Here is a 19,056-nt window from a genome sequence, read left to right as displayed (position 1 = left end):
GGCTAGCCTCCGGCCCGGGAGAGGAAGTAGTCCCAGAAGGGGTTGGCGAAGATGAGGATCATGGCCACCACGAAGCAGTAGATGGCGGTGGATTCCACCATGGCCAGCCCCACGAAGAGGGTCCGGGTGATGGTGTTGGCCTCGTCCGGCTGCTGGGCGATGGCGCCGAGGGCCTGGGCCACGGCGCGGCCCTCGCCCAGGGCCGGGCCGATGGACCCCACGGCGATGGTGAGGCCGGAGACGGCGATGGAGACGGCGGCGACGAGTCCGAGGTTGTCCATGGGGCGATGTGTCCTCCTTCTGCGTGATGGCCGCGGGGCTTCCGCACCGCGGCGGCATGCGTCTTTGTGCGTCCCGCCGGCGCTTATCCGCCTTGGGACGGGCGCGGGGCGGGCGCTTCCCCCTCCTTCGCCACCGTCCGGCGGTGGGCCGTGGCGGCGGAGGCGATGTAGACCATGGCGAGCACGGCGAAGATGTAGGCCTGGATGAGCCCGGTGAGCAGGCCGAGAAGCTGCATCAAGACGGGGAAGAAGAACGGGGCCACCCCGAGCAGGATGGCCCCGATGACCACCCCGCTCATGATGTTCCCGTAGAGGCGGACCGCCAGCGCCAGGGTCCGCGACAGCTCCCCGATGACGTTGAAGGGGAGCATGAACGGCGTGGGCTTGAGGTACTGGGCGAGGTAGGCCCACAGGCCCTGGCGGGCCACGCCGAAGACCGGGACGGCCACGAAGACCGCCATCGCCAGGGCCGCCGTGGTGGACAGCGACCCCGTGGGCGGGTGGAACCCCGGGACCACGGCCAGGAGGTTCGAGACGGCGATGAAGAGGAAGAGCGTCCCCACGAAGGGGAGGTAGTCGCCCGGGTCCTGCCGGGTCACCTGGCGGATCTGGTCCCGCATTCCCGTCACCACGACCTCCAGGAGGTTTTGCCAGCGGCCCATCTCCGGCCCGTGGGAGAGCCGGCGGGTCACCAGCCAGGAGCCCACCACGAGGAATACCATCACCACCCATGTGAAGAAGACGGTGGCGTTGACCGGCACCCCGTGGAGGTACCAGAGGACGACTTGGTCCGGGTTCATCTGCACGGCGGTGCGGCCTCCCTTTCCCGCCCGGGGCCGAGGCGCCGGGCCATGGCGATCCTCGCCGCCACGAAGCCCGCCAGGCAGGCGGCGAGCCGGTCCCATCGCCCGCCGGAGACGGCGGCGAAGCCCGCCACGGCCAACCCGAGGCGGAGCGCGTAGCTGGCCGCGGCGAGGAGCCCCGGCCGGCGGGCCCCCGGAAGCCGGCGGAGGGTGAGCCAGAGGCCGCCGAAGAAGGCGGCCCCGATCAGGGCGCCGGCGGCGGCGGAGAGGGCGAGCGGTGCCGGGCCGGTCATCGGGTCTCGTCCTCCGCATCCTCGGGCCGGGTGTGTTCCCGGACCCAGTACCAGGCGTTCAGGCAGCCGACCCCCACACCGATGAAGAGGAGGGTGAGGGTCCAGGAGAAGTCCGCCGGCCAGTGCCGGTCCAGCCAGACGCCCAGGGCGGTGAAGGCCACCGCGGGGACCGCCACGGACCAGCCGATCACCCCGAACATGCCGAGCCCGAACCAGATGCCGCGGCGCCCCTGGGCCCGGGCCCGGAGCTTGCGTCCCGCCTTGCGGTGCACCTCGCGCCCCAGCCGCTCGCCCCGGTCCGGTTTCACAGGCGCCGCCCCAGGTCCATGAAGCGGCGGACGACCCCGGTCTCGAGGCGGGCGAGGGCCCCCCGGGCCGCCCGTTCCCGTTCGTCCAACCGGCGAAGGCGCCGTTCCACCGCCGCCCGGAGCCCGGCGAGGTCCGGGCCGGCCACGGCGTTCCGGGTGGAGACCCGCACCTCGCGGCCGCACTTGACCAGGATGCCCTCGTCCACGGCCACGAAACGTTCCGCCGTGTCCTCCCCGCCGGGGACGTAGGCCAGGATGCCGGGCACCAGGGCGGAGACGAAGTCCACGTGGCGGGGCAGGAGGCAGAAGGCGCCACCGGCGCCCTCGGCCACCACCTTTCGGACGCCCCGGTCGAGGAGCACTCCCGTGGGGAGGAGCAGCAGGAGGCGCATCTCGGCGTTCATGCCGCCCGGCTCCCGCGGGCTGTCTCCGCCTCGGTGACGGGGCCGATCATGTAGAGGGCCTTCTCCGGCACGTCCGCGAACTCGTCGGCCAGGATGCGCTCGCACCCTTCGAGGGTGTCCTCCAGGGCCACCAGCCGTCCCTTGAGCCCCGTGAAGTGCTCGGTGGTGAAGAAGGGCTGGGTGAGGAAGCGTTCCAGGCGCCGGGCCCGGTTGACGGTGCGCCGGTCCTCCTCCGACAGCTCCTCGATCCCCAGCATGGCGATGATGTCCTTGAGGTCCTCGTAGTCGGCCAGGGTCTTTCGGACCGCCTGGGCCACCCGGTGGTGCCGGGCGCCCACCACCGCGGGGGTGAGCATCTTGGAGCCGGAGGCCAGGGGGTCCACCGCCGGGTAGAAGCCCTGGCTGGCGCGCTTGCGTGACAGGACCACCGAGGTCCCGAGGTGGGCGAAGGTATGGGTGGCGGCTGGGTCGGTGAAGTCGTCCGCGGGCACGTAGACCGCCTGCACCGAGGTGATGGAGCCCTCCCGGGTGTTGGAGATCCGTTCCTCGAGCTCGGCCAGCTCCGAGGCGAGGGTGGGCTGGTAGCCCACCCGGGAGGGGATCCGTCCCATGAGCCCCGAGACCTCGGCTCCCGCCTGGATGAACCGGAAGATGTTGTCCACGAGGAGGAGCACGTCGCGCCGGCCCGTGTCTCGGAAGTGCTCGGCGATGGTGAGGGCGGCGTGGCCCACCCGGAACCGGGCCCCCGGCGGCTCGTTCATCTGGCCGAAGACCAGGACGGCGTTCTGGAGGACCCCGGCCCCGGCCATCTCCCGGTGGAGTTCCTCGGCCTCCCGGGAGCGCTCCCCGATGCCGCAGAAGAGGCTGACGCCCTCGTAGCGGGCAAGGGTGTTCTGGATGAGCTCCGTGATGACCACGGTCTTGCCGACGCCGGCCCCGCCGAAGAGCCCGGCCTTTCCGCCCCGTTCCAGCGGGGCCAGCAGGTCGATGACCTTGATGCCCGTCTCGAAGATCCGGGTTCCTGTGGCCTGGCGTTCCAGGGGGACGGGGGGCTGGTGGATGGAGCGGCGGGGCACGGCATCCAGGGGCGGGCCGCCGTCCACCGGGTCGCCGAAGACGTTGAGCATCCGCCCGAGGAGGGCCTCGCCCACCGGGACGGTGAGGGGCCCGCCGGTGTCGCGGACGGCATCTCCCCGGGCGAGGCCCCGGGTGGGGGTGAGGGCGATGCACCGGGCCCGATCGGGGCTGAGGTGCGTGGCCACCTCGAGCACGATGCGGCCGTCTTCCCCGGCGCGGAGGGCCTGGTTCATGGGGGGGACGCCCCCGGGGAAGCGGACGTCCACCACGCTGCCGCGGACGGCGGCCACGCGACCTTCGGCGGCGGTGCCCCGGGGGGGCTGGACGTCTGTGGCCATGGCGCGGTCGGCCTCTCCCTTTCCGGCCCGGCACCGCGGCCGCCCGGAGAGGGCGGGTCGGGCCGGGTCCTGTTGCGAAGCGCCTGGATCCGTGGCGGCTTCGAGATGCATCGGGCCGAGTTGCCAGGAACTCGAGACCCTGGGCAGGGTATGAGCCTTTCGGCGTCCTTTTCCCCCGCCCTTCGGGGCGTCCGATGACGGGCCGCCTGCGGCGTTGGCAACTCGTCGATATACCTCAAAGTATCATCGACATCGTCACCGCCTTGCGCTGGCCCGTTCTCGAGCGCCCACGGATCCAGGGAAAGCATAGCACAGGCGGCGCCCGGAATGGAGGGGGGCGCGCCGTGCGGCTTGACGCCGCGGCCGGGGCGGGCGTAGAATCCGTGCAGGTGTTATTGGACTACCATAATGTAAACTCCATAATACCGGGTGTCCCCGGCCCGGCGCGACATGCCCGTAGAGAAGAATCCCTTCCAGCTCCAGGAGATCCCCCCGGACGCCCCCTTCTGCGACCGGGAGCGGGAACTGGCGGAGCTTCTCGCCTATGCCCGGGCGGGGGGGAACGTGGTGGTCTATTCCCCCCGGCGCTACGGGAAGACCTCGCTGGTGAAGCGGGTCCAGGACCGGCTCCGGGTCGATGGGGCGGTCACGGTCTTCGTGGATTTCTTCGGGGTGACCTCCGTGGACGACGTGGCCGCCCGGCTGGCCAAGGCGGTCTTCCGGGTGACCCACGGGCGGGAGCCGCTCTGGCGGACGGCCCTCCGGGTGATGCGCTCCTTCCGCCCGGTCCTCAAGCCCGACGCCGGCGGCGGCTTCACCCTCACGGTGGAGCCCGCCGGGACCGGGGCCACGGGGCTCGAGCTCCTCGAGGGGACGATGGAATCCCTGGGCGCCTTCGTCCGGGAGGGCGGGGCCCCCGTGCAGGTCACCCTGGACGAGTTCCAGGAGATCGTCACCCTCCGGGGGGCGCTCTCGGTGGAGGCGGCGCTCCGGCGGCACATCCAGGGACACCGGGCCTCGTACTTCTTCGTGGGGAGCCGCCGGCGGGTGCTCCTCGGGATCTTCAACGAGCGCCAGCGGCCCTTCTTCCGGGCCGCCATCAACTACCCCCTGGGCCCGCTGCCGCCGGAGGACCTGGCCCGTTACCTGGTCGAGCGTTTCGCCGCGGGCGGGCGCACCTGCCCGCCGGAGGTGGCCCGGCGCCTGGTGGAGCTGGCGGCCGGGCATCCCTACTATGCCCAGAAGCTGGCCTTCCTGCTCCACACGGGCGGCGGCCGGATCTGCCTGAAGGCCCTCGACGGTGCCCTCGAGCGGCTCGTCCGCTCCGAGGCGCCGGTCTTCGAGGCGGTCCTCCAGGGGATCTCGCCCCACCAGCGGCGGCTCCTCCGGGCCCTCGCCTTCGAACCCTCGGCGGCCCCGCTGGGCGCGGGGTTCATCCAGCGCCACGGCCTGGGCTCGGTGGGGGGTGTCCAGCATTCCCTCCGGCGGCTTGAGGAGCTGGACCTGGTGGAGCGGCCGGCCCCCGGGGCCCCCTGGCGGGTGGTGGACCCGGTGCTCGGCCTCTGGCTGCGGCGGCAGGAGGAGGACCGGCTGCCGGGGCCGGCGTGAGGCGGCGATGAAGGGAGGCAACGGCGGGAGACGGACCGACCCGGAGGGGCCTGCGTGCCCGGTGTGCGGGGGGCCTGCGGTGCTCCGCGGCCGCTGAGCGGCCGCGCGCCTGGTGTGCACGGTGTGCACGCGGGAGACGCCGGCCCGGGAGTGCCGGGAGGCCGTCGAGGCCTGGAAGGAGCGGATGGCCGCCCGGGCGGCGGAAACCGGGGATCCCTGACGGGTCAGGACAGCATGTTGGTGATGACCGGCAGGAGATTCCGCAGCTTGATCTTCATGAGGGCCTGGTTGCCGTCGGGCTTCAGGACGGCCATGAGGTGGAACCGGACCTCGGCCCCGGGGGCGGAACCGCACATGAGGAGCACGCCCCCCGGGGTGGTGTAGGCCGCGGTCTCGCAGGTCTCGAAGCCGATCCGGCCGCAGGCGTCGTCGGTGGACCGGAAGACGTCGTTCAGGGTGGCGCCGATGAGGCCGAGGTCCAGGTGCTTGTCGAAGGTGTGGCCCACCAGGAGCTCCCCGGTGAAGCTCAGGATGGCCGAGGCCACGTACCCCTTCACGGTGCGCAGCTCCTCGAGGAGCGACTCGAAGCCCTCCGCCAGCGCGGCCCGGCGGGCCTGCCGGGGATCGCCGGCCGCCTCCGGCGGCTCGTCCGGCTCCGGTGCCTCCATCTCCACTTCCACCTCCATCTCGGCCTGGCCCTCGTCCACGTCGGGGCCCCGCTCGTCGCGGATCCGGAAGCCCTCCATGAGGAGGTGGGTGAGGGGGACTTCGATGTTCTTCTTCTTCTTCCGGCACCCGCTGAAGATCTTGATGGCGGGTTCGTACCACGAGATGATCTCGTAGGCCGCCTCCTCCCCGGTGAGCCCCCCGGTCTCCGCGTCGAGGATCTCGCCGTCCCGGAAGTACATGAAACCGAAGCGCCCCTTGTGCTCGATCTTGAGGGTGTAGGTCTTCTTCTCCATCTCCACCAGCTGGAGGAAGGTGTCGATGGTGATGCCCTTGATGTGGCCCTTCTTCTCGGCGCTCTTGAGGGCGTCGAAGATGCGGTGGGTGAGGACGTCGAAGTCCAGGGGCTTTTCGAGGTAGCGGTCGTAGCCGAGTTCCTCGATCTGGCGCTCGATCTCGTGGGTGCCGTAGGCGGTCATGACGATGACGGGTACCTCGGGGTGGTTCCGGCTCATGTAGGCCAGCAGCCGCAGCCCTCCCATCTTCGGCATCTTGAGGTCCGTCACCACGAGGTCCACCGGCTTGTGGCTCAGGGTGTAGACCGCCTCCTGGCCGTCCCGGGCGGTGATGACCCGGAACTGGTCCGAGTAGGCCTGGAGGCCTTCCTGGAGGGTGAGGAGGAGGGATTCCTCGTCGTCGACGATGAGGACGTGCTTCATGACGTGCTCCGGTGGTGTTCGGCGGCCGGCCGCCCGGGGGCGTCGGGCTCCCCGGCCGCCGGCAGCGTGAGGGTCACCCGCGTGCCCGCGTCTTCGGTGCTCTCGATGCGGATCTCGCTGTCCATCCGGGCCAGCATCTTCTGGGCGATGACGAGCCCGAGCCCGGTGCCGTGGGCCTTGGTGGTGTAGAAGGGCTTGAAGACGTTGGGGAGTTCCTTCTCGGGGATGCCCCGGCCGTTGTCCTCCACGGTCACCTCGACGAACCGGTCCCGCCGCCGGGCGGAGAGCCGGATGCGGGGCCGGGGCCGGTCTTCCAGGGCGTCGGCGGCGTTGGTGAGGACGTTGAGGAGCACCTGGTGGAGGGCCCGTGGATCGGTGTGGACGCGGAGGTCCTCCGCCGCTTCCCAGGTGATCTCGATGCCCTTCTGGCCGAAGTCGTCCCGGACGAGGGCCAGGAAGTCGTCCATCAGGGCGCCGAGGGCCACGGGCGCCAGCTTCGGCCTTTCGAAGGCGCTGAAGTTCTTGAGCGACTTGAGGAGGTATTCCAGCCGGGTGATCTCGCCGAGGACCCGGTGCACGTACCGGGCGATGTCGCCCCGGGAGAAGGTGGCGAGGTTGTTCCGGAGGACGGTCATGGCCATCTTGATGGAATTTATGGGGTTTCCGATCTCGTGCCGGATGCCGGAGAAGATGTAGCCGATGTTGTCCATGGTGTTCACGGCCTGGGCGATGGCCTCGAGCCGGGCCTTTTCCGTGATGTCCCGGACGAAGACGCAGAGCGTCTCCTCGGCGATCCGGTAGATGGTGTAGCCCAGCAGCCGGTCCCCGATCCGGAGGCTCTGGGGGGTCCCCTCCAGGCGGGCCGCGGCCTGGCCGAGGTCCTCCGCCCCGGGCAGGAGCAGGCGGCAGAGGGCCTCGAAGTCCTTCGGGGCCTCGAGGTCCTGGAAGAGGAGGGCGGAGGAGGGATTGACGAAGAGGAGGTGCCGCCGGCCGAGGTCCAGGATGAGGACCCCGATGTCGAGGTTCTCGAGGATCTCGTTGTAGAAGCAGCGGCCGGTGCACGGGTCGCCCGGCCCGTCCCGCGCCGGGGCGGCGGGCCGGGTGCCGCCGGAGAGGAGGGCCATGCCTGGATCTTCCGCCATCTTCACCTCTTCGGCCCGGGCCGCCGGGTTCCGCGGCGGTATCCCGGGGCCGGGAGACTGGGTCTCGGGGGTTCCCCGTGTTCTCATCGGCATTTCGCCCCGAAGGTTGATGGCGCCGCCAAGACGGCCGGCTGCCGCGGTGCTTCGCGCCGCTTCCCCGCGGGGGGCCTTCATGACGCCCGGTTCCAGGAGGCCATGCGCGTCTCCGATCCCCACCGGGCCCGCATCCGAAGCATGCCGGCGAGGATCCCCCACAGCCGCCAGAAGGCCGTCAGCTGCCGGTAGCCGAGGTTTTCCGCCACGGCGGCGAGCGCCAGGATCAGGGTGTCGCGGGTCCGGGGGTAGACTCGGAAGGCGAACACGTCCATGAAGATGGCCGCGAGGGAGAGCAGGACGCCGAGCCCCACGGCCACGGCCAGGAAGGCCAGGAAGGCCTCGTGGGAGAGGAGGCCGAGGGCCCAGGCGAGGCCGACGAGGACGTAGCCCGCCACCTCCACCAGGGGGCCCAGCCATTCGAACACCGCGAAGAAGGGATAGGCCAGGAGACCCACGGCGCCGGCCCGGGGGTTGAGGAAGAGCCCGGAGTTCATGACGAGGCTCTCCCAGAGGCCGCGCTGCCACCGGACGCGCTGGCGGAAGAGGACCGCCGCCGTCTCCGGCACCTCCGTCCAGCAGATGGGATCCGGGACGTAGGCGATGCGGTAGGGGCGGCCGCGGCTCCGGCACCACCGGTGCAGGCGGACCACGAGTTCCATGTCCTCCCCCACGGTGTCCGTCCGGTAGCCCCCGGCGGCGATCACGGTGTCCTTCCGGAAGAGGCCGAAGGCGCCGGAGATGACGAGCAAGGCGTTCAGGGGGGCCCAGCCGAGCCGCCCGAAGAGGAAGGCCCGGAGGTATTCCACCACCTGGAAGAGGGCCAGGAGGTTCCGCGGGAGCCCGGCCTTCACCAGGAAGCCGCCCTGCACCGCGCACCCGTTGGCCACCCGGATGGTGCCCCCGCAGGCCACGGTGTCCGGGTCTTCCATGAAGGGACGGGCCACCTGGAGGAGGCTCTTGCGGTCCAGGATGGAGTCGGCGTCCACGGTGCAGACCAGGGGGTGGCGGGCGGCGTTGAGCCCCGCGTTCAGGGCGTCGGACTTGCCCCCGTTGGCCTTGTCCACCACCCGGAGGTTGGGGTGGCGGGTGGACCGCCAGAGGCCCCGGACGGGGCGGGTGGCGAGGCGCACGCGGTAGGCCTCGGGGAAGGGGACCAGGTCGAAGGCCTCGACGAGGGACTGGAGGGTGGCGTCGGTGGACCCGTCGTTGATCACCACCACCTCGAAGGCCGGGTAGTCCAGCTGGAGCAGGGATCGCACCGTGGCCGCCACGGTGGCGGCCTCGTTGTGGGCCGGGACGAGGAGACTCACCGGCGGCGCGAACTCCGGGGCCACTTGGGTGGCGAGGTCGTAGTCCCGGTCCTGGATGTGGCGGGCGAGGGTGAAGAGCGCCACCAGGTTCAAGGCGATGTAGCTTCCGTTCAGGCAGAGGAAGTAGGCGACGAAGAACCCCTGGAGGGCGGTGAGGAGATCCGCGGTGTTCATGCCGCTCCTTCCGCCGCGACCTGGCCGAGGATGTCCCGGGCGAAGGGATCCGGGTGGCGGCGCCGGATCGCCTCGAGCCGCGCCCGGTCCACGAAGGGCATGGCCGCCAGGGCCTGGGCCGCCCGGTAGCGGACCCACCACTCCCGGTCGGAGAGCAGGGCCTCGAGCCGGGGGACGTCCGCCTCGGTCCCGAGTCGGCCGAGGGCGACCGCGGCCCGGACCCGGACCTCCCAGGCGGGGTGCTCCAGGTGGCGGCGGACCAGGTCGAGGTCTTCCGGTGTCTTCAGGAGCCGGAGGCAGGCGGCGAGGACCGCGGGGTTCCGGGTGGTGCGGGCGATGGGGCGCGCCGCCCCGGCGGCCACGGACGGGTCGGCGGCCTCGAGGTACCGGAGCAGCCGCAGCCGCCCCCGCCAGGAGGCCGACTCCAGGGCCCCGGCCAGGGGGCGGGAGACGACCCCCGGGCCGGCCGCGCGGAGGAGGGCGAGGCCGCGGAAGGGATACCAGTCGTCCCGCTCCACCAGGAGCGGCACCAGGATCTCCACGGCGCGCTCGGCGTCCATGTGGATCAGGGCCCGGGCCGCCGTGAGGGCGAGGATGGCGTGGCGGTGGCCGAGGAGCCGGGCCACCTCGTCCCAGTCGTCCAACGACCGCATGCGGCCGAGGGCGGTGGTGGCGAGCAGCCGGTCCCGGAGGCGCCGGCTCCGGAAGAGGGCCCGGGCCCGGTCCGGGGCGCCCACCTCGCGGGCCAGGCGGACGAGGCGGTCCCGGGCAGCCCCCCGGACGGACGCGTGCATCCGGGTCCAGAGCCGCAGGACCGGCCTGGCCTCGCCCGCGGCCAGGGGCGGCGGGCGGTCCGGGATGCCGTAGAGGGCCTTGAGCAGGACGGGACGCCACCGGTCCTCCACGATCCGCCGGCGCCGCGCCCGGATGCCCCGGCGCCAGTGCAGGACGAGGATCTGGACGAGGAGGGCCCCGGAGAGGACGAAGGCCAGGAGGCCGGCCGCCTCCGCCATGAGGACGAGGTGGTCAGAACCGAACGAGGAGCCCAAGGCCCGCCTCCCTTCGGTCGTAGAAGTCGTCCTGGTGGTGGATGCCGGCCGACCACCAGAGGCCCCACCGGGCCGTCACCCAGTGCCGGCCGGAGAGGATGAGGGCCCAGACGTGGGACTCGAGGAGGTTGTCCGGGCCGATGTTCTCGACCTCTTCCCCGACCGCCCAGGTCAGGCCCACGAGGCTGCGCCCGTCGGCGCCGTAGGACCGGTCCAGCCGGGCCCTTTGACCCACGGCCGTGCCGCCGCCCGCGAGCCGGGTGGCGGTGAGGGTGTAGGCGGCGTGCCAGGCGCCGGCGTAGCGTTCGAGGGTGAAGGCGCCGCGGAGGTCGCGGGAGGTGTCGTACTCGGTGCGCCGTACCCGGGCGGAGACCACCCAGCCGCCGCCCGGCCGCGCCTCCAGTCCCCCCTCCGCGGCCCACTTGCACAGGACCCGGTGGGTGGGGCTGGCCCGGAGATCCAGCACGAGCTCCAGCCGGGGGGCGATGGGGAAGGCCCCCCCGACGGCCACTTCCCGGTCGGTCCGGCCGTAGCGCCGGGTCTGGCGGATCTGGCCGTGGAATCGGTCCCCGGCCGCGAGGCCGTCGAGCCGGAGCCCGAACTCGGTCCAGTCGTCGTAGCCGTTGTCCAGGGCGCTCACCCGGGCCCCGGCCGCCAGTTGCCACCGGGGCCGGTCGCCGGGCCCCGGCGGCCAGTCCTCCTCCGGGAAGCGCGTCCTGGCCTCGGCCAGGAGGCGATCGGCCGCCCGGTGCGCCGCCGGCGTGTCCACGCGGCGGAGGGCGAGGATCTCGAGGCGCCGGACCTCGGCGTAGTCCGGGGCCAGCTCCCTGGCCCTGGCGAGGACATCGGCGGCGGCCCGGGGCCGCCCGGCCCAGAGGAGGGTCCGCCCCTTTTCCAGGAGAAAGTCCGCGTTCGCCGGCTCGGACCGGAGGAGGCGATCGTATTGCTCGAGGGCCGCCCCGTGGTGCCCCTGCCAGGCGAGGACCCGGGCCAGGAGGAAACGGCTGTCGTCGTCGTCGGGATGCCCGGCCAGCCAGCGCTCGAGGGCGTGGCGGGCCGCGGCGAGATCCCCGGCGGCCGCCGCCCGCCGGGCCGCCTCCGGGGGGGCCCCGAGGGCGGGGGCCGCGGCCAGGAGGACGGCCAGGAGGAGGGCCCCGGCGGCCTTCATACCGGTTCCTCTTGCTGCCGCCGCCGCGATCGCACGGCCCGGCGCACCCTGGCCAGGAGCTCCTCCGGCCGAAAGGGCTTGAGGACGTAGTCGTCGGCCCCGAGGTCCAGGGCCCGGACCACGTCGGCCTCGGCGGTCCGGGCCGAGAGCACCACAACGGGGACCCGGCGCCACCCGGGGGTCCGGCGGATCTCGGAGAGGAGCTGGAAGCCGTCCATGTAGGGCAGCATGAGGTCCAGGAGCACGAAGGCGGGCGGCCCGGCCAGCCGGGCCGTGGCCTCGAGGGCGGCCCGGCTGTCCGGGGCATGGACGATCTCGTAGCCCTCCCGCGAGAAGATGTATCCCACGAGAAAGGCGAACTGTTCGTCGTCTTCGACGATGAGGGCCTTCGGTTTCATGGCGCGGTTTCTGCAAGCCCAGCGGCGGCCGGCCGCGGTACCCGCCCGGCGCTCATGCAATATCCGGGCACCGGCGGGGCACCGCCCGGGGCGCGGGGGGGCGCCGGGACGCCGGGGGTCCGGCGGGAATTTGACGGACCGGCGGAAGTGCGTCAAGTTTTGGATGGTCCCGGCGGCGCCGGGATCCGGACGGAGGTGATAGGAGATGCGACGAGTGACGGTGGCGAACCTGGGCCCCGGCCGGGGGCTCCGCGTGGCGGCGGCGGCGCTTCTCGTCCTGGCGGCCCTGGCGCTGGCCGCCTGCCCCGGGGCCCGGACCCGGGCCGACATCCTGGGCCGGGCGGAGGGCCTCGCCACCACCACCGAGTTGACCCGGGCGCTGGGCCCGCCGGATTTCCGCAGCGGTACCGGCGGGCTCGAGACCTGGGTCTACCGGGCATCGGACGGGGTGGTGGCGTTCTTCGTCTCCGGGGGCCGCGTCGAGCGGTCCGCGGCGGGGGTACTGCCGGACGTCTCCCGGGGGCATTACCCCCGGTCGGCGGCCGCCGGGCCGCTTCCCTTCCCCCGGTGAGGCGGGAGGGCACCGGCGGAGCGTCACGGGCAAGGAGGTGCCAGCCATGGAGATTCGGATCGTGTTGCGGATCGGGGTGCTCCTGGTCGCCCTGGCGGCGGTCTTCGGGTGCCGCCGGGCCCCGGCGGCCTTTCTCCCGCCGCCCCCGCTCATCGTCGAGCCCGCACCCGCCGGGGAGGGGCCGCCCCCCTGGGCCCCGGCGCACGGCCGCCGGGCCCGGTACCGCTACCGGTACTACCCGGACGTCCAGGTCTACTTCGACGTGGACCGACGGATCTACTTCTTCCTGGACGCCGGTGCCTGGCGTGCCGCCCCCGCGCCGCCCCCCGGGCTGCACTTCGACCTCTCCGGCTACGTGGAACTGGGGATGGACACCGACCTGCCCTACCGGTTCCACGGCGACGTCCGGGCGGCCTACCCGCCCGGGCACTGGAAGAAGGCCCACGGGCACGAGCTCAAGGAGAAGTCCAAGGGGAAGGGCCACGGCCACGGCCACGGGCGCGGCCACTGGAAGTAGCGGGGCCTAGCCCGGGGGGAGGTGTCGCCTCCAGGCGCGGCGGACGCCTTCCCGGAGGCGCCCGAACCGCTCCGCCGGGACGCGGGCCGGCCGCGCCTCGAGGTGGCACCGGTGCACGGCCTCCCGGTACTCGAGGTAGGCCTGCCGGAGGCGCCGGGCCTCGTCCCCGGGCAGGATCCCCGCGCCGGCCAGGGCATCTATGAACCGGATGGTGCTGGTCCACTCGAGGATCTTCGGGTGGCGGTGCGCCTCGAGCAGCACCAGGTACTGGACCAGGAACTCGATGTCCAGGATGCCCCCGGGGTCGAACTTGGGATCGAAGCCCTCGCCGCCCTCCGGGGCGTGGGCCGCGACGAGGCGGTCCCGCATCCCGCGGATCTCGCGGGCGAGTCGCACCGGGTCGCGGGGCCGGGCCAGCACCTGCGCCCGGATCTCCACGAACCGGCGGGCGAGGGCCTCCGGCCCCGCCACCACCCGGGCCCGGACCAGAGCCTGGTGCTCCCACGTCCAGGCCTGTTCCCGCTGGTAGGCCGCGAAGGCGTCCACGTGGCTGACGAGGAGGCCGGCCTCCCCGCTGGGCCTGAGCCGCATGTCCACGGGGTAGAGCCGGCCCGCCGGGGTATGGGTGGCGAGGATGTGGATCACCCGCTGGCCGAGGCGGGCGAAGAAGACCGGGACGTCCACGGGGCGGGGCCCGCCGGTGGCGGCACCGGGGCGGCCGTCGTGGAGGAAGACGAGGTCCAGGTCGGACCCGTAGCCCATCTCGACGCCGCCGAACTTCCCGTAGGCCGCCACGGCGAAGCAGGGCGGCTCTCCTTCGGCCGAGTCGCAGGGCGGGCGCCCGTGCTTGGCCTCCAGGTGGTCCCAGGCCATGCGGACCACCTCGGCCAGGATCACCTCCGCCAGTTCGGTGAGTCGGCGGCTGGTCTCCACGAGGGGCTGGGTCCCGGCCAGGTCCGCCGCCGCCACGCGCAGGAGGTTGGCCTGCTTGAAGCGGCGGAGTTCGTCCATCCGGCCCTCGAGGTCGTCGGGATCCAGGCGTCCGAGCCGGGCGCGGAGTTCCGCCTCGAGGGCGCCCCGGTCCGGGGGGGTCATGAGGGCGGCCGGGTCCAGCAGCTCGTCCAGGACGGCCGGGTGGCGGGCCAGGTGGTCGGCCACCCAGGGGCTGGCCTCGCAGAGGCGCACCAGGTGGTCCAGGGCGCCGGGATTCTCCGCCAGCAGGGCGAAGTAGGCGGTCCGGCGCCCGATGGCCTCGACGACGGCGAGGGTCCGGAGGGCGGCCTGGAGGGGCCGCTTCGTCCGGGCGGCGCGCTCGAGGAGGCGCGGGACCAGCCGGTCGAGCCGCCGCCGCCCCTCGGGGCTGAGCAGGCGGAGCGACGGGGCCTTCCGGAGACCGTCCAGGGCGGCCAGGAGCCGGTCCGGGTCGGTGTAGCCGGCCTCGGCCAGCACCGACCGGGCCCGGCCGGAGGCGGCGCCCGCCTGCCAGACGTCGGCCATGTCCCGGCCGGCAGCGTCGCCGGCCGGGGCCCTCGGCCCGGGTTCCAGGAGCCCCCGGAAGGCGGCGTCGATCTCCTCCCGGACGCGGGAGAGGTCGGCGGCGAAGGCCGTCCACCCCGGGTAGCCCATGGCCCGGGCGAGGCGCCGGCGGTCCTCCGGGTCGGTGGGGAGCCGGTGGGTCTGGCGATCGGCGTATTCCTGGAGCCGGTGTTCCACCCGCCGCAGGAACCGGTAGCCCGCCGCCAGGCGGTCCGCGACCTCCGCGGGGAGGAAGCCGTGTCCGGCCAGGACGGGTAGCACCTCGAGGAGGCGGCGGCGGCGGAGCTCCGGGATCCGACCCCCGTGGACGAGTTGGAAGACCTGGCCGATGAACTCCACCTCGCGGATGCCGCCGGGCCCCAGCTTGATGTCGTCCTCGAGGCCCTTGCGGCGGATTTCCGCCCGGATGAGGGCCTTCATCTCCCGGAGGGACTCGAAGACCCCGAAGTCCAGGTACCGGCGGTAGACGAAGGGCCGGAGCCGATCGAGGAGCCGCGTCCCGGCGTCCAGGTCGCCGGCCACCGGCCGGGCCTTGATCCAGGCGTAGCGCTCCCATTCCCGCCCGACGCCTTCGTAGTAGGTCTCCATGGCGTCGAAGCCCATGACCAGGGGGCCGCTCTCCCCGTAGGGCCGCAGCCGGGTGTCCACCCGGAAGACGAAGCCGTCGGCCGTAACGGCCCCGATGGCCTTGATGAGGCGGCGGGCGAGGCGTTCGAAGAACTCGTGGTGGGTGAGGGGGGCCGGCCCGCCGGTGACCTCGCCCTCCTCCGGGTAGGCGAAGACGAGGTCGATGTCGGAGGAGAAGTTGAGTTCCCCGGCGCCGAGCTTCCCCATGCCGAGGATCACCAGGTCCATGGGGGCGCCGCCGGGGCCGGTGGGACTTCCCGACCGGGCGCGCTCCCAGGCCGAGAGCCGGCTGTAGGCCGCCTCGAGGGCCGCCTCGGCCAGGGCCGTGAGCTCTCCCGTGGTCTCTTCGAGGTCCGCCCACCCGGCGATGTCCCGCCAGGCGATGCGGACCATCTCCCGGCGGCGGACCCGGCGGAGCGCGGCGGCGAGGGCGGCCTCGTCCCCGGCCTCCGCCGCCCGCCGGACGCGGCGGTGGATGTCACCCGGCGCCGCCGGGTTCAGGAGGTCCCCGGTGCGCAGGAGGTCCGCCAGGAGGTCGGGATCGCGCTCGCAGGCCCCGGCCACGAACTCGCTGGCGTCCCATACCGCCTCCATGGCATGGGGAAAGGGAGGAGACGCCGGGAGGTCGAGACCGTGCCCGGCCGCCCGTTCCGCAAACCGGGCCAGGCGGTGCCGGACGGCCTCCGGGGCCCGGCGGCTCCCCTCGGCCCGCCCGGTCATGGCCGTGTCCGGGGCCGGGCGGGATTGGGCGGGGGTGGCGCCGGGTCAGACACCTTCCGATTGCCGGGTGGAGGGGCGTTCCTTGATGTCGCGGACCAGCTGGCCGACCTGGAGCCCGAGGGAGACGCATTCCTTGCCCAGCATGCAGGCGTCGGCCTCCTCGGGTTCGAGGTAGGTGTCGAGGCGCTTGCCGTCCTTTTCGAGGTGGACCACCCAGGCCTTCTTGGACTCGTCGTATTCCACGTCCACGTCGATCTGGCACGCGCCGATGTCCGGATAGATCTGGCTGATCTTCTCGCAGAGGGCCTTCTTGTCCAGCATGTGATGCCTCCTTCTCCAGGGGGGCTCGGGTCCGTGCGCCGCCCGCCCGGATCGGGCGGCGCCTCTTGTCTCGACTATAGGGTCGGGGCGGAGTGGGTGTCAACGCCGCCGCGGAGGCGTTCCGGGATGCCGAGGGCCTTCATGACCCGGGCGGCGGCGGGCGGCACCAGGGGTTCCCAGTCGCCCCCTTCCCGGATGAGTGCCCGGACCCGGGAGGCCGAGAGCCCCTTCCGGGCCGGCGGCCGCCGCCAGAGGACCTCGGCCCGGAGGCCCCGGTCCTGGAAGAGGCGGAGTTTTCGTTCCCCCCACGCGTCGTAGATGGTCAGGAAGAAGACGGCGTCCAGCGGGACGTAGGCGGCCCATCGCTCGGGGAAGTTGACGGGGAAGGGGACGATGGAGAAGGCGGCCGGGTCCAGGCCCTCGTCCAGGAGCACGGCCTGGAGGATCCGGTGGCGCTCATAGTAGGTCAAGGGGTTGGCCGCCGGGTCGCTCCGGGCCGGGTCGGCGGGGTCGCGGCGCGTGGACCAGGGATCGGGGTTGGTGATGCCCACCACCAGGTGGTCGCACCGGTCTCGGCCCGCCAGGAGATAGGCGAGGTGGTCGTTGTGAAAGACCTGGAAGCGGCCGTGGATCACGCCGGTGGTCATGGGCTCACGTCCTCCAGGGTTCCCGGTCTCCGGGCCAGTAGGGCTGGTCCTCCGGGGTGTCCATGAGGCCCCGGAGCTTGGCGCGGTCGAGGTGGTCGAGGATCATGGGCATGAGGTCCCGGCCGGCCAGGCGCCCGAGGACGCCGGCGGCGCAGGCGACCTCGTCGAAGCGGCGGACGTCGTCCCGCCGCACCCCCCCGCCGTGGAAGACGACCGGCACCGGTTCGCCGGAATGGACCAGGGGTCCCATGCTCGGGGTGGAATGGTCCGCGGTGACCACCAGGAGCAGGGAGGGGTCCTCGATGACGGCCGATTCCCCCAGCCCCCGGTCCAGGGTCTCGATGATCCGGACCTTCTCTTCCGGGGTCTTGGTGTGGGCCGCCTGGTCCGGGGCCTTGGTGTGGACGTGGACGAAGTCGTGGCCGGCGGCCTCGGCGGCCATGCGCAGGCGGCGGGCCAGGTCCGCCCCGGGGTCGCCGCCGTCCGGGTCTTCCCGGAAGTCGAGCCCCAGGAAGGCGGCGATTCCCTTGTAGAGCAGGCCCGAGCCGATGGAGAGCCCCCTGAGGCCCCACCGGCGCCGAAAGCCGGGGGCGGTGCCCGCCCGGCCCGGCCGCTGGGTGACCAGGGTATTGAGCGGCGGCCGTCCGTCGGCCGTCCGCATCCGGTTGACGCGGTGCGCCGGGAGGCGATCCAGGGCGCGGCGGAGGTAGGCCTCCACGGCCGCCGCCGACCGGCGGGCGGCCTCGGGTTCCGGCGCGCCGGCCCAGGGGCGGACCCGCAGCATGGGGGCGCCCCGGGTCATGGGGTCCGAGTCGGTGAACCAGGGGACCGCGCCGCCCTGGATCCGGAGGATGCCGAAGGGACCGCGGACGGGGTGGAAGGCGAGGCGGAGGCCGTGGGTCTCCAGGGGGCCCAGGTGGGCGGCCAGGGCCTCCGCTTCGCCGGGGGCGGCGCCGGGGAGCTCCGGGCCGAGGCGGAGGAGGCCGTCCGCCGCCTCCACGTGGTCGAGACGGGCGAGGACGGCCACGTCTCCGGTCTCCAGCGGGAGGCCCGCCCCAAGGGCCTCGAGGGCCCCCCGCCCCGGAAAATGCGCCGGCTCGTAGCCGAAGAGGGCGAAGTGGGCGTTCTCGCTGGGGAGGGGGACCCCGGGCCGGTCCGCGTGGAGGAGCCCGCAGGCCCCCGCCGCGGCCAGGCGGTCGAGGTGGGGGGTGGCCGCCGCCTGGAGTGGCGTCCGGTGGCCCAGCGACGGAACGGCCCGGTCGCCGATGCCGTCGAGTATGACCAGGAGGCAGCGTTCCGGCATCTCTTCAGGGGCCCGCCGGGCGTGGATCGCCCCGGCCGATGGAGCGCGGCGGGTCCATCGGATGTTCCGATTTGCAGGACGGGCGGATCGGCGCCAAGGTGGGGATATGTTCCGTTTCGACCTTCACGTCCACACCGAGCATTCGCCCTGCAGCCGTCTCGAGACGCGGGAGATCCTCCGAAACGCCCGCCGGATGGGGCTCGACGGGGTCTGCATCACCGACCACGACACCATGGCCGCCCGCCGGGAGGTCGTGGAGGGACTCCAGGACGACGGCCTCTGCGTGGTGATCGGCATGGAGTATACTACCCCGGAGGGGGATTTCCTCCTCTTCGGGCCCTTCGAGGACCTGCCGCCCGGGCTGCCGGCCCAGGCCCTCCTGCGCCTCGTCGCCCAGGTGGACGGCGCGGCCGTGGCGGCCCATCCCTTCCGGCGCGGGCGCGGGGTGGCCGAGGCCCTGGTCCGGGGCGGCCTCTGCCGGGTGGTGGAGGGGCGGAACGGTCGCAACACCCCGGAGGAGGACGCCGCGGTCCGGCCCTGGGCCGAGGCCTACGGCGTGGGGCTTGCCGGCGGCAGCGACGCCCACGCCCTCCACGAACTCGGCCGGGTGGTGACGGGCTTCCACCAGCCGGTCCGGAACCGGGACGATCTCGTGGCGCAGCTGAACCGGGGGCGCTTCCTGCCCCTCGTCCTCCACCGGCCCGTCGTCTTTCCGGCGGGTCCCGCACCCCGGCCGGTGCATTCCAACCTTAATATATAGGGGGTCAACAGCCCCTGGCCCGGAGGAGATCCTCCACGAGCCGGTTGTGGACCTCGTCCAGGGTGAGCCCGGTCTCGTGGACGGTCATCCAGGCGCACCGGCGGAAGGCCCGGTAGAGGTCCTTGCGGATGCGGATGGAGAGGAGCTCCGTCTCCTCGTCCGGCGCGGCGGAGGGGCGCCGCTCCCCGTCGTCGTGGTGCATGGCCGTTTCTCCCGGTGT

General features: G+C 73.1%; 21 protein-coding genes. 4 read left to right on the top strand and 17 right to left on the bottom strand.

The window, feature by feature from the left end; translation table 11 throughout:
* Nucleotides 1–2: 2 nt before the first annotated feature.
* The 6 genes from HCU62_RS05275 to atpD form a co-directional block, all read right to left on the bottom strand.
* Complete coding sequence (locus HCU62_RS05275; RefSeq protein ID WP_163297766.1) at nucleotides 3–281, bottom strand: F0F1 ATP synthase subunit C; 279 nt, start codon at nucleotides 279–281, stop codon at nucleotides 3–5.
* Between the two features lie 83 nt (nucleotides 282–364).
* Nucleotides 365–1,081: a F0F1 ATP synthase subunit A gene (locus HCU62_RS05270; RefSeq protein WP_169755497.1), complete on the bottom strand. Its 717-nt coding sequence runs from the start codon at nucleotides 1,079–1,081 to the stop codon at nucleotides 365–367.
* Nucleotides 1,078–1,377, bottom strand: coding sequence for an ATP synthase subunit I (locus HCU62_RS05265; RefSeq protein WP_163297768.1), 300 nt, complete (start codon nucleotides 1,375–1,377; stop codon nucleotides 1,078–1,080). Before HCU62_RS05265 ends, HCU62_RS05270 begins: the two co-directional genes overlap by 4 nt.
* Nucleotides 1,374–1,685: an AtpZ/AtpI family protein gene (locus HCU62_RS05260; protein WP_169755473.1), complete on the bottom strand. Its 312-nt coding sequence runs from the start codon at nucleotides 1,683–1,685 to the stop codon at nucleotides 1,374–1,376. Before HCU62_RS05260 ends, HCU62_RS05265 begins: the two co-directional genes overlap by 4 nt.
* On the bottom strand, nucleotides 1,682–2,089 hold the full coding sequence (locus tag HCU62_RS05255; protein WP_246325297.1) for a F0F1 ATP synthase subunit epsilon: 408 nt from the start codon (nucleotides 2,087–2,089) through the stop codon (nucleotides 1,682–1,684). The genes HCU62_RS05260 and HCU62_RS05255 overlap by 4 nt, the downstream gene beginning before the upstream one ends.
* Complete coding sequence (gene atpD / locus HCU62_RS05250; protein WP_163297769.1) at nucleotides 2,086–3,504, bottom strand: F0F1 ATP synthase subunit beta; 1,419 nt, start codon at nucleotides 3,502–3,504, stop codon at nucleotides 2,086–2,088. The genes HCU62_RS05255 and atpD overlap by 4 nt, the downstream gene beginning before the upstream one ends.
* Nucleotides 3,505–3,954: 450 nt before the next feature.
* On the opposite strand from atpD, the gene HCU62_RS05245 reads away from it, so the two are divergent.
* A complete protein-coding gene (locus tag HCU62_RS05245; RefSeq protein ID WP_163297770.1) occupies nucleotides 3,955–5,112 on the top strand; it encodes an AAA family ATPase in 1,158 nt (385 codons plus the stop codon).
* A gap of 224 nt (nucleotides 5,113–5,336) precedes the next feature.
* Here the strand turns inward: HCU62_RS05245 and HCU62_RS05240 are convergent, their stop codons facing one another.
* The 6 genes from HCU62_RS05240 to HCU62_RS05215 all read right to left on the bottom strand — a co-directional run bounded on the left by HCU62_RS05240 (nucleotide 5,337) and on the right by HCU62_RS05215 (nucleotide 11,834).
* Complete coding sequence (locus HCU62_RS05240; RefSeq protein ID WP_163297771.1) at nucleotides 5,337–6,497, bottom strand: response regulator; 1,161 nt, start codon at nucleotides 6,495–6,497, stop codon at nucleotides 5,337–5,339.
* Nucleotides 6,494–7,639, bottom strand: coding sequence for a sensor histidine kinase (locus HCU62_RS05235; RefSeq protein WP_163297772.1), 1,146 nt, complete (start codon nucleotides 7,637–7,639; stop codon nucleotides 6,494–6,496). The genes HCU62_RS05240 and HCU62_RS05235 overlap by 4 nt, the downstream gene beginning before the upstream one ends.
* A 170-nt stretch (nucleotides 7,640–7,809) precedes the next feature.
* Nucleotides 7,810–9,219, bottom strand: a complete 1,410-nt coding sequence (locus HCU62_RS05230) for a glycosyltransferase family 2 protein (RefSeq protein WP_163297773.1) — start codon at nucleotides 9,217–9,219, stop codon at nucleotides 7,810–7,812.
* Nucleotides 9,216–10,268: a HEAT repeat domain-containing protein gene (locus HCU62_RS05225; RefSeq protein WP_163297774.1), complete on the bottom strand. Its 1,053-nt coding sequence runs from the start codon at nucleotides 10,266–10,268 to the stop codon at nucleotides 9,216–9,218. Before HCU62_RS05225 ends, HCU62_RS05230 begins: the two co-directional genes overlap by 4 nt.
* Nucleotides 10,246–11,436 (bottom strand): YaiO family outer membrane beta-barrel protein, encoded by a 1,191-nt coding sequence (locus HCU62_RS05220; protein WP_163297775.1) that lies wholly within the window; start codon nucleotides 11,434–11,436, stop codon nucleotides 10,246–10,248. Before HCU62_RS05220 ends, HCU62_RS05225 begins: the two co-directional genes overlap by 23 nt.
* The gene (locus tag HCU62_RS05215) at nucleotides 11,433–11,834 is read right to left on the bottom strand and encodes a response regulator transcription factor (RefSeq protein WP_163297776.1); all 402 of its coding nucleotides are present in this window, start codon (nucleotides 11,832–11,834) and stop codon (nucleotides 11,433–11,435) included. Before HCU62_RS05215 ends, HCU62_RS05220 begins: the two co-directional genes overlap by 4 nt.
* Nucleotides 11,835–12,039: 205 nt before the next feature.
* On the opposite strand from HCU62_RS05215, the gene HCU62_RS05210 reads away from it, so the two are divergent.
* Nucleotides 12,040–12,405 carry a hypothetical protein gene (locus HCU62_RS05210; RefSeq protein ID WP_163297777.1) on the top strand — a complete coding sequence of 122 codons (366 nt, stop codon included), beginning with the start codon at nucleotides 12,040–12,042 and terminating at the stop codon, nucleotides 12,403–12,405.
* A gap of 46 nt (nucleotides 12,406–12,451) precedes the next feature.
* Nucleotides 12,452–12,922, top strand: coding sequence for a hypothetical protein (locus HCU62_RS05205; protein WP_163297778.1), 471 nt, complete (start codon nucleotides 12,452–12,454; stop codon nucleotides 12,920–12,922).
* 6 nt (nucleotides 12,923–12,928) lie between these two features.
* Here HCU62_RS05205 and glnE read toward each other — a convergent pair whose 3' ends face one another.
* From glnE to HCU62_RS05185, 4 genes are all read right to left on the bottom strand, one after another.
* Nucleotides 12,929–15,805, bottom strand: coding sequence for a bifunctional [glutamate--ammonia ligase]-adenylyl-L-tyrosine phosphorylase/[glutamate--ammonia-ligase] adenylyltransferase (gene glnE, locus HCU62_RS05200; RefSeq protein ID WP_163297779.1), 2,877 nt, complete (start codon nucleotides 15,803–15,805; stop codon nucleotides 12,929–12,931).
* A gap of 45 nt (nucleotides 15,806–15,850) precedes the next feature.
* On the bottom strand, nucleotides 15,851–16,126 hold the full coding sequence (locus HCU62_RS05195) for a hypothetical protein (protein WP_163297780.1): 276 nt from the start codon (nucleotides 16,124–16,126) through the stop codon (nucleotides 15,851–15,853).
* A 74-nt stretch (nucleotides 16,127–16,200) separates the two neighbouring features.
* The gene (locus HCU62_RS05190) at nucleotides 16,201–16,773 is read right to left on the bottom strand and encodes a nucleotidyl transferase family protein (protein WP_163297781.1); all 573 of its coding nucleotides are present in this window, start codon (nucleotides 16,771–16,773) and stop codon (nucleotides 16,201–16,203) included.
* A 4-nt stretch (nucleotides 16,774–16,777) separates the two neighbouring features.
* Nucleotides 16,778–18,076, bottom strand: a complete 1,299-nt coding sequence (locus HCU62_RS05185; protein ID WP_163297782.1) for a BPG-independent phosphoglycerate mutase family protein — start codon at nucleotides 18,074–18,076, stop codon at nucleotides 16,778–16,780.
* 106 nt (nucleotides 18,077–18,182) lie between these two features.
* Between HCU62_RS05185 and HCU62_RS05180 the strand changes: the two genes are divergently transcribed.
* On the top strand, nucleotides 18,183–18,836 hold the full coding sequence (locus HCU62_RS05180; RefSeq protein ID WP_163297783.1) for a PHP-associated domain-containing protein: 654 nt from the start codon (nucleotides 18,183–18,185) through the stop codon (nucleotides 18,834–18,836).
* Nucleotides 18,837–18,840: 4 nt separating this feature from the next.
* Here HCU62_RS05180 and HCU62_RS05175 read toward each other — a convergent pair whose 3' ends face one another.
* Nucleotides 18,841–19,038, bottom strand: a complete 198-nt coding sequence (locus HCU62_RS05175) for a hypothetical protein (protein ID WP_163297784.1) — start codon at nucleotides 19,036–19,038, stop codon at nucleotides 18,841–18,843.
* Nucleotides 19,039–19,056 lie beyond the last annotated feature (18 nt).

This window comes from Dissulfurirhabdus thermomarina (assembly GCF_012979235.1).
In the GTDB taxonomy this organism is placed as follows: domain Bacteria; phylum Desulfobacterota; class Dissulfuribacteria; order Dissulfuribacterales; family Dissulfurirhabdaceae; genus Dissulfurirhabdus; species Dissulfurirhabdus thermomarina.
Note: the sequence above shows the minus strand (reverse complement) of the source record. Positions and strands in the feature narration are given on the sequence as shown.

Bases quoted from the DNA above. Each gene is read 5' to 3' on its own strand.
- HCU62_RS05275 (WP_163297766.1), bottom strand. From the start codon at position 281: ATGGACAACCTCGGACTCGTCGCCGCCGTCTCCATCGCCGTCTCCGGC.
- HCU62_RS05270 (WP_169755497.1), bottom strand. From the start codon at position 1,081: ATGAACCCGGACCAAGTCGTCCTCTGGTACCTCCACGGGGTGCCGGTC.
- HCU62_RS05265 (WP_163297768.1), bottom strand. From the start codon at position 1,377: ATGACCGGCCCGGCACCGCTCGCCCTCTCCGCCGCCGCCGGCGCCCTG.
- HCU62_RS05255 (WP_246325297.1), bottom strand. From the start codon at position 2,089: ATGAACGCCGAGATGCGCCTCCTGCTGCTCCTCCCCACGGGAGTGCTC.
- atpD (WP_163297769.1), bottom strand. From the start codon at position 3,504: ATGGCCACAGACGTCCAGCCCCCCCGGGGCACCGCCGCCGAAGGTCGC.
- HCU62_RS05245 (WP_163297770.1), top strand. From the start codon at position 3,955: ATGCCCGTAGAGAAGAATCCCTTCCAGCTCCAGGAGATCCCCCCGGAC.
- HCU62_RS05240 (WP_163297771.1), bottom strand. From the start codon at position 6,497: ATGAAGCACGTCCTCATCGTCGACGACGAGGAATCCCTCCTCCTCACC.
- HCU62_RS05235 (WP_163297772.1), bottom strand. From the start codon at position 7,639: ATGGCGGAAGATCCAGGCATGGCCCTCCTCTCCGGCGGCACCCGGCCC.
- HCU62_RS05230 (WP_163297773.1), bottom strand. From the start codon at position 9,219: ATGAACACCGCGGATCTCCTCACCGCCCTCCAGGGGTTCTTCGTCGCC.
- HCU62_RS05220 (WP_163297775.1), bottom strand. From the start codon at position 11,436: ATGAAGGCCGCCGGGGCCCTCCTCCTGGCCGTCCTCCTGGCCGCGGCC.
- HCU62_RS05215 (WP_163297776.1), bottom strand. From the start codon at position 11,834: ATGAAACCGAAGGCCCTCATCGTCGAAGACGACGAACAGTTCGCCTTT.
- HCU62_RS05210 (WP_163297777.1), top strand. From the start codon at position 12,040: ATGCGACGAGTGACGGTGGCGAACCTGGGCCCCGGCCGGGGGCTCCGC.
- HCU62_RS05205 (WP_163297778.1), top strand. From the start codon at position 12,452: ATGGAGATTCGGATCGTGTTGCGGATCGGGGTGCTCCTGGTCGCCCTG.
- glnE (WP_163297779.1), bottom strand. From the start codon at position 15,805: ATGACCGGGCGGGCCGAGGGGAGCCGCCGGGCCCCGGAGGCCGTCCGG.
- HCU62_RS05195 (WP_163297780.1), bottom strand. From the start codon at position 16,126: ATGCTGGACAAGAAGGCCCTCTGCGAGAAGATCAGCCAGATCTATCCG.
- HCU62_RS05190 (WP_163297781.1), bottom strand. From the start codon at position 16,773: ATGACCACCGGCGTGATCCACGGCCGCTTCCAGGTCTTTCACAACGAC.
- HCU62_RS05185 (WP_163297782.1), bottom strand. From the start codon at position 18,076: ATGCCGGAACGCTGCCTCCTGGTCATACTCGACGGCATCGGCGACCGG.
- HCU62_RS05180 (WP_163297783.1), top strand. From the start codon at position 18,183: ATGTTCCGTTTCGACCTTCACGTCCACACCGAGCATTCGCCCTGCAGC.
- HCU62_RS05175 (WP_163297784.1), bottom strand. From the start codon at position 19,038: ATGCACCACGACGACGGGGAGCGGCGCCCCTCCGCCGCGCCGGACGAG.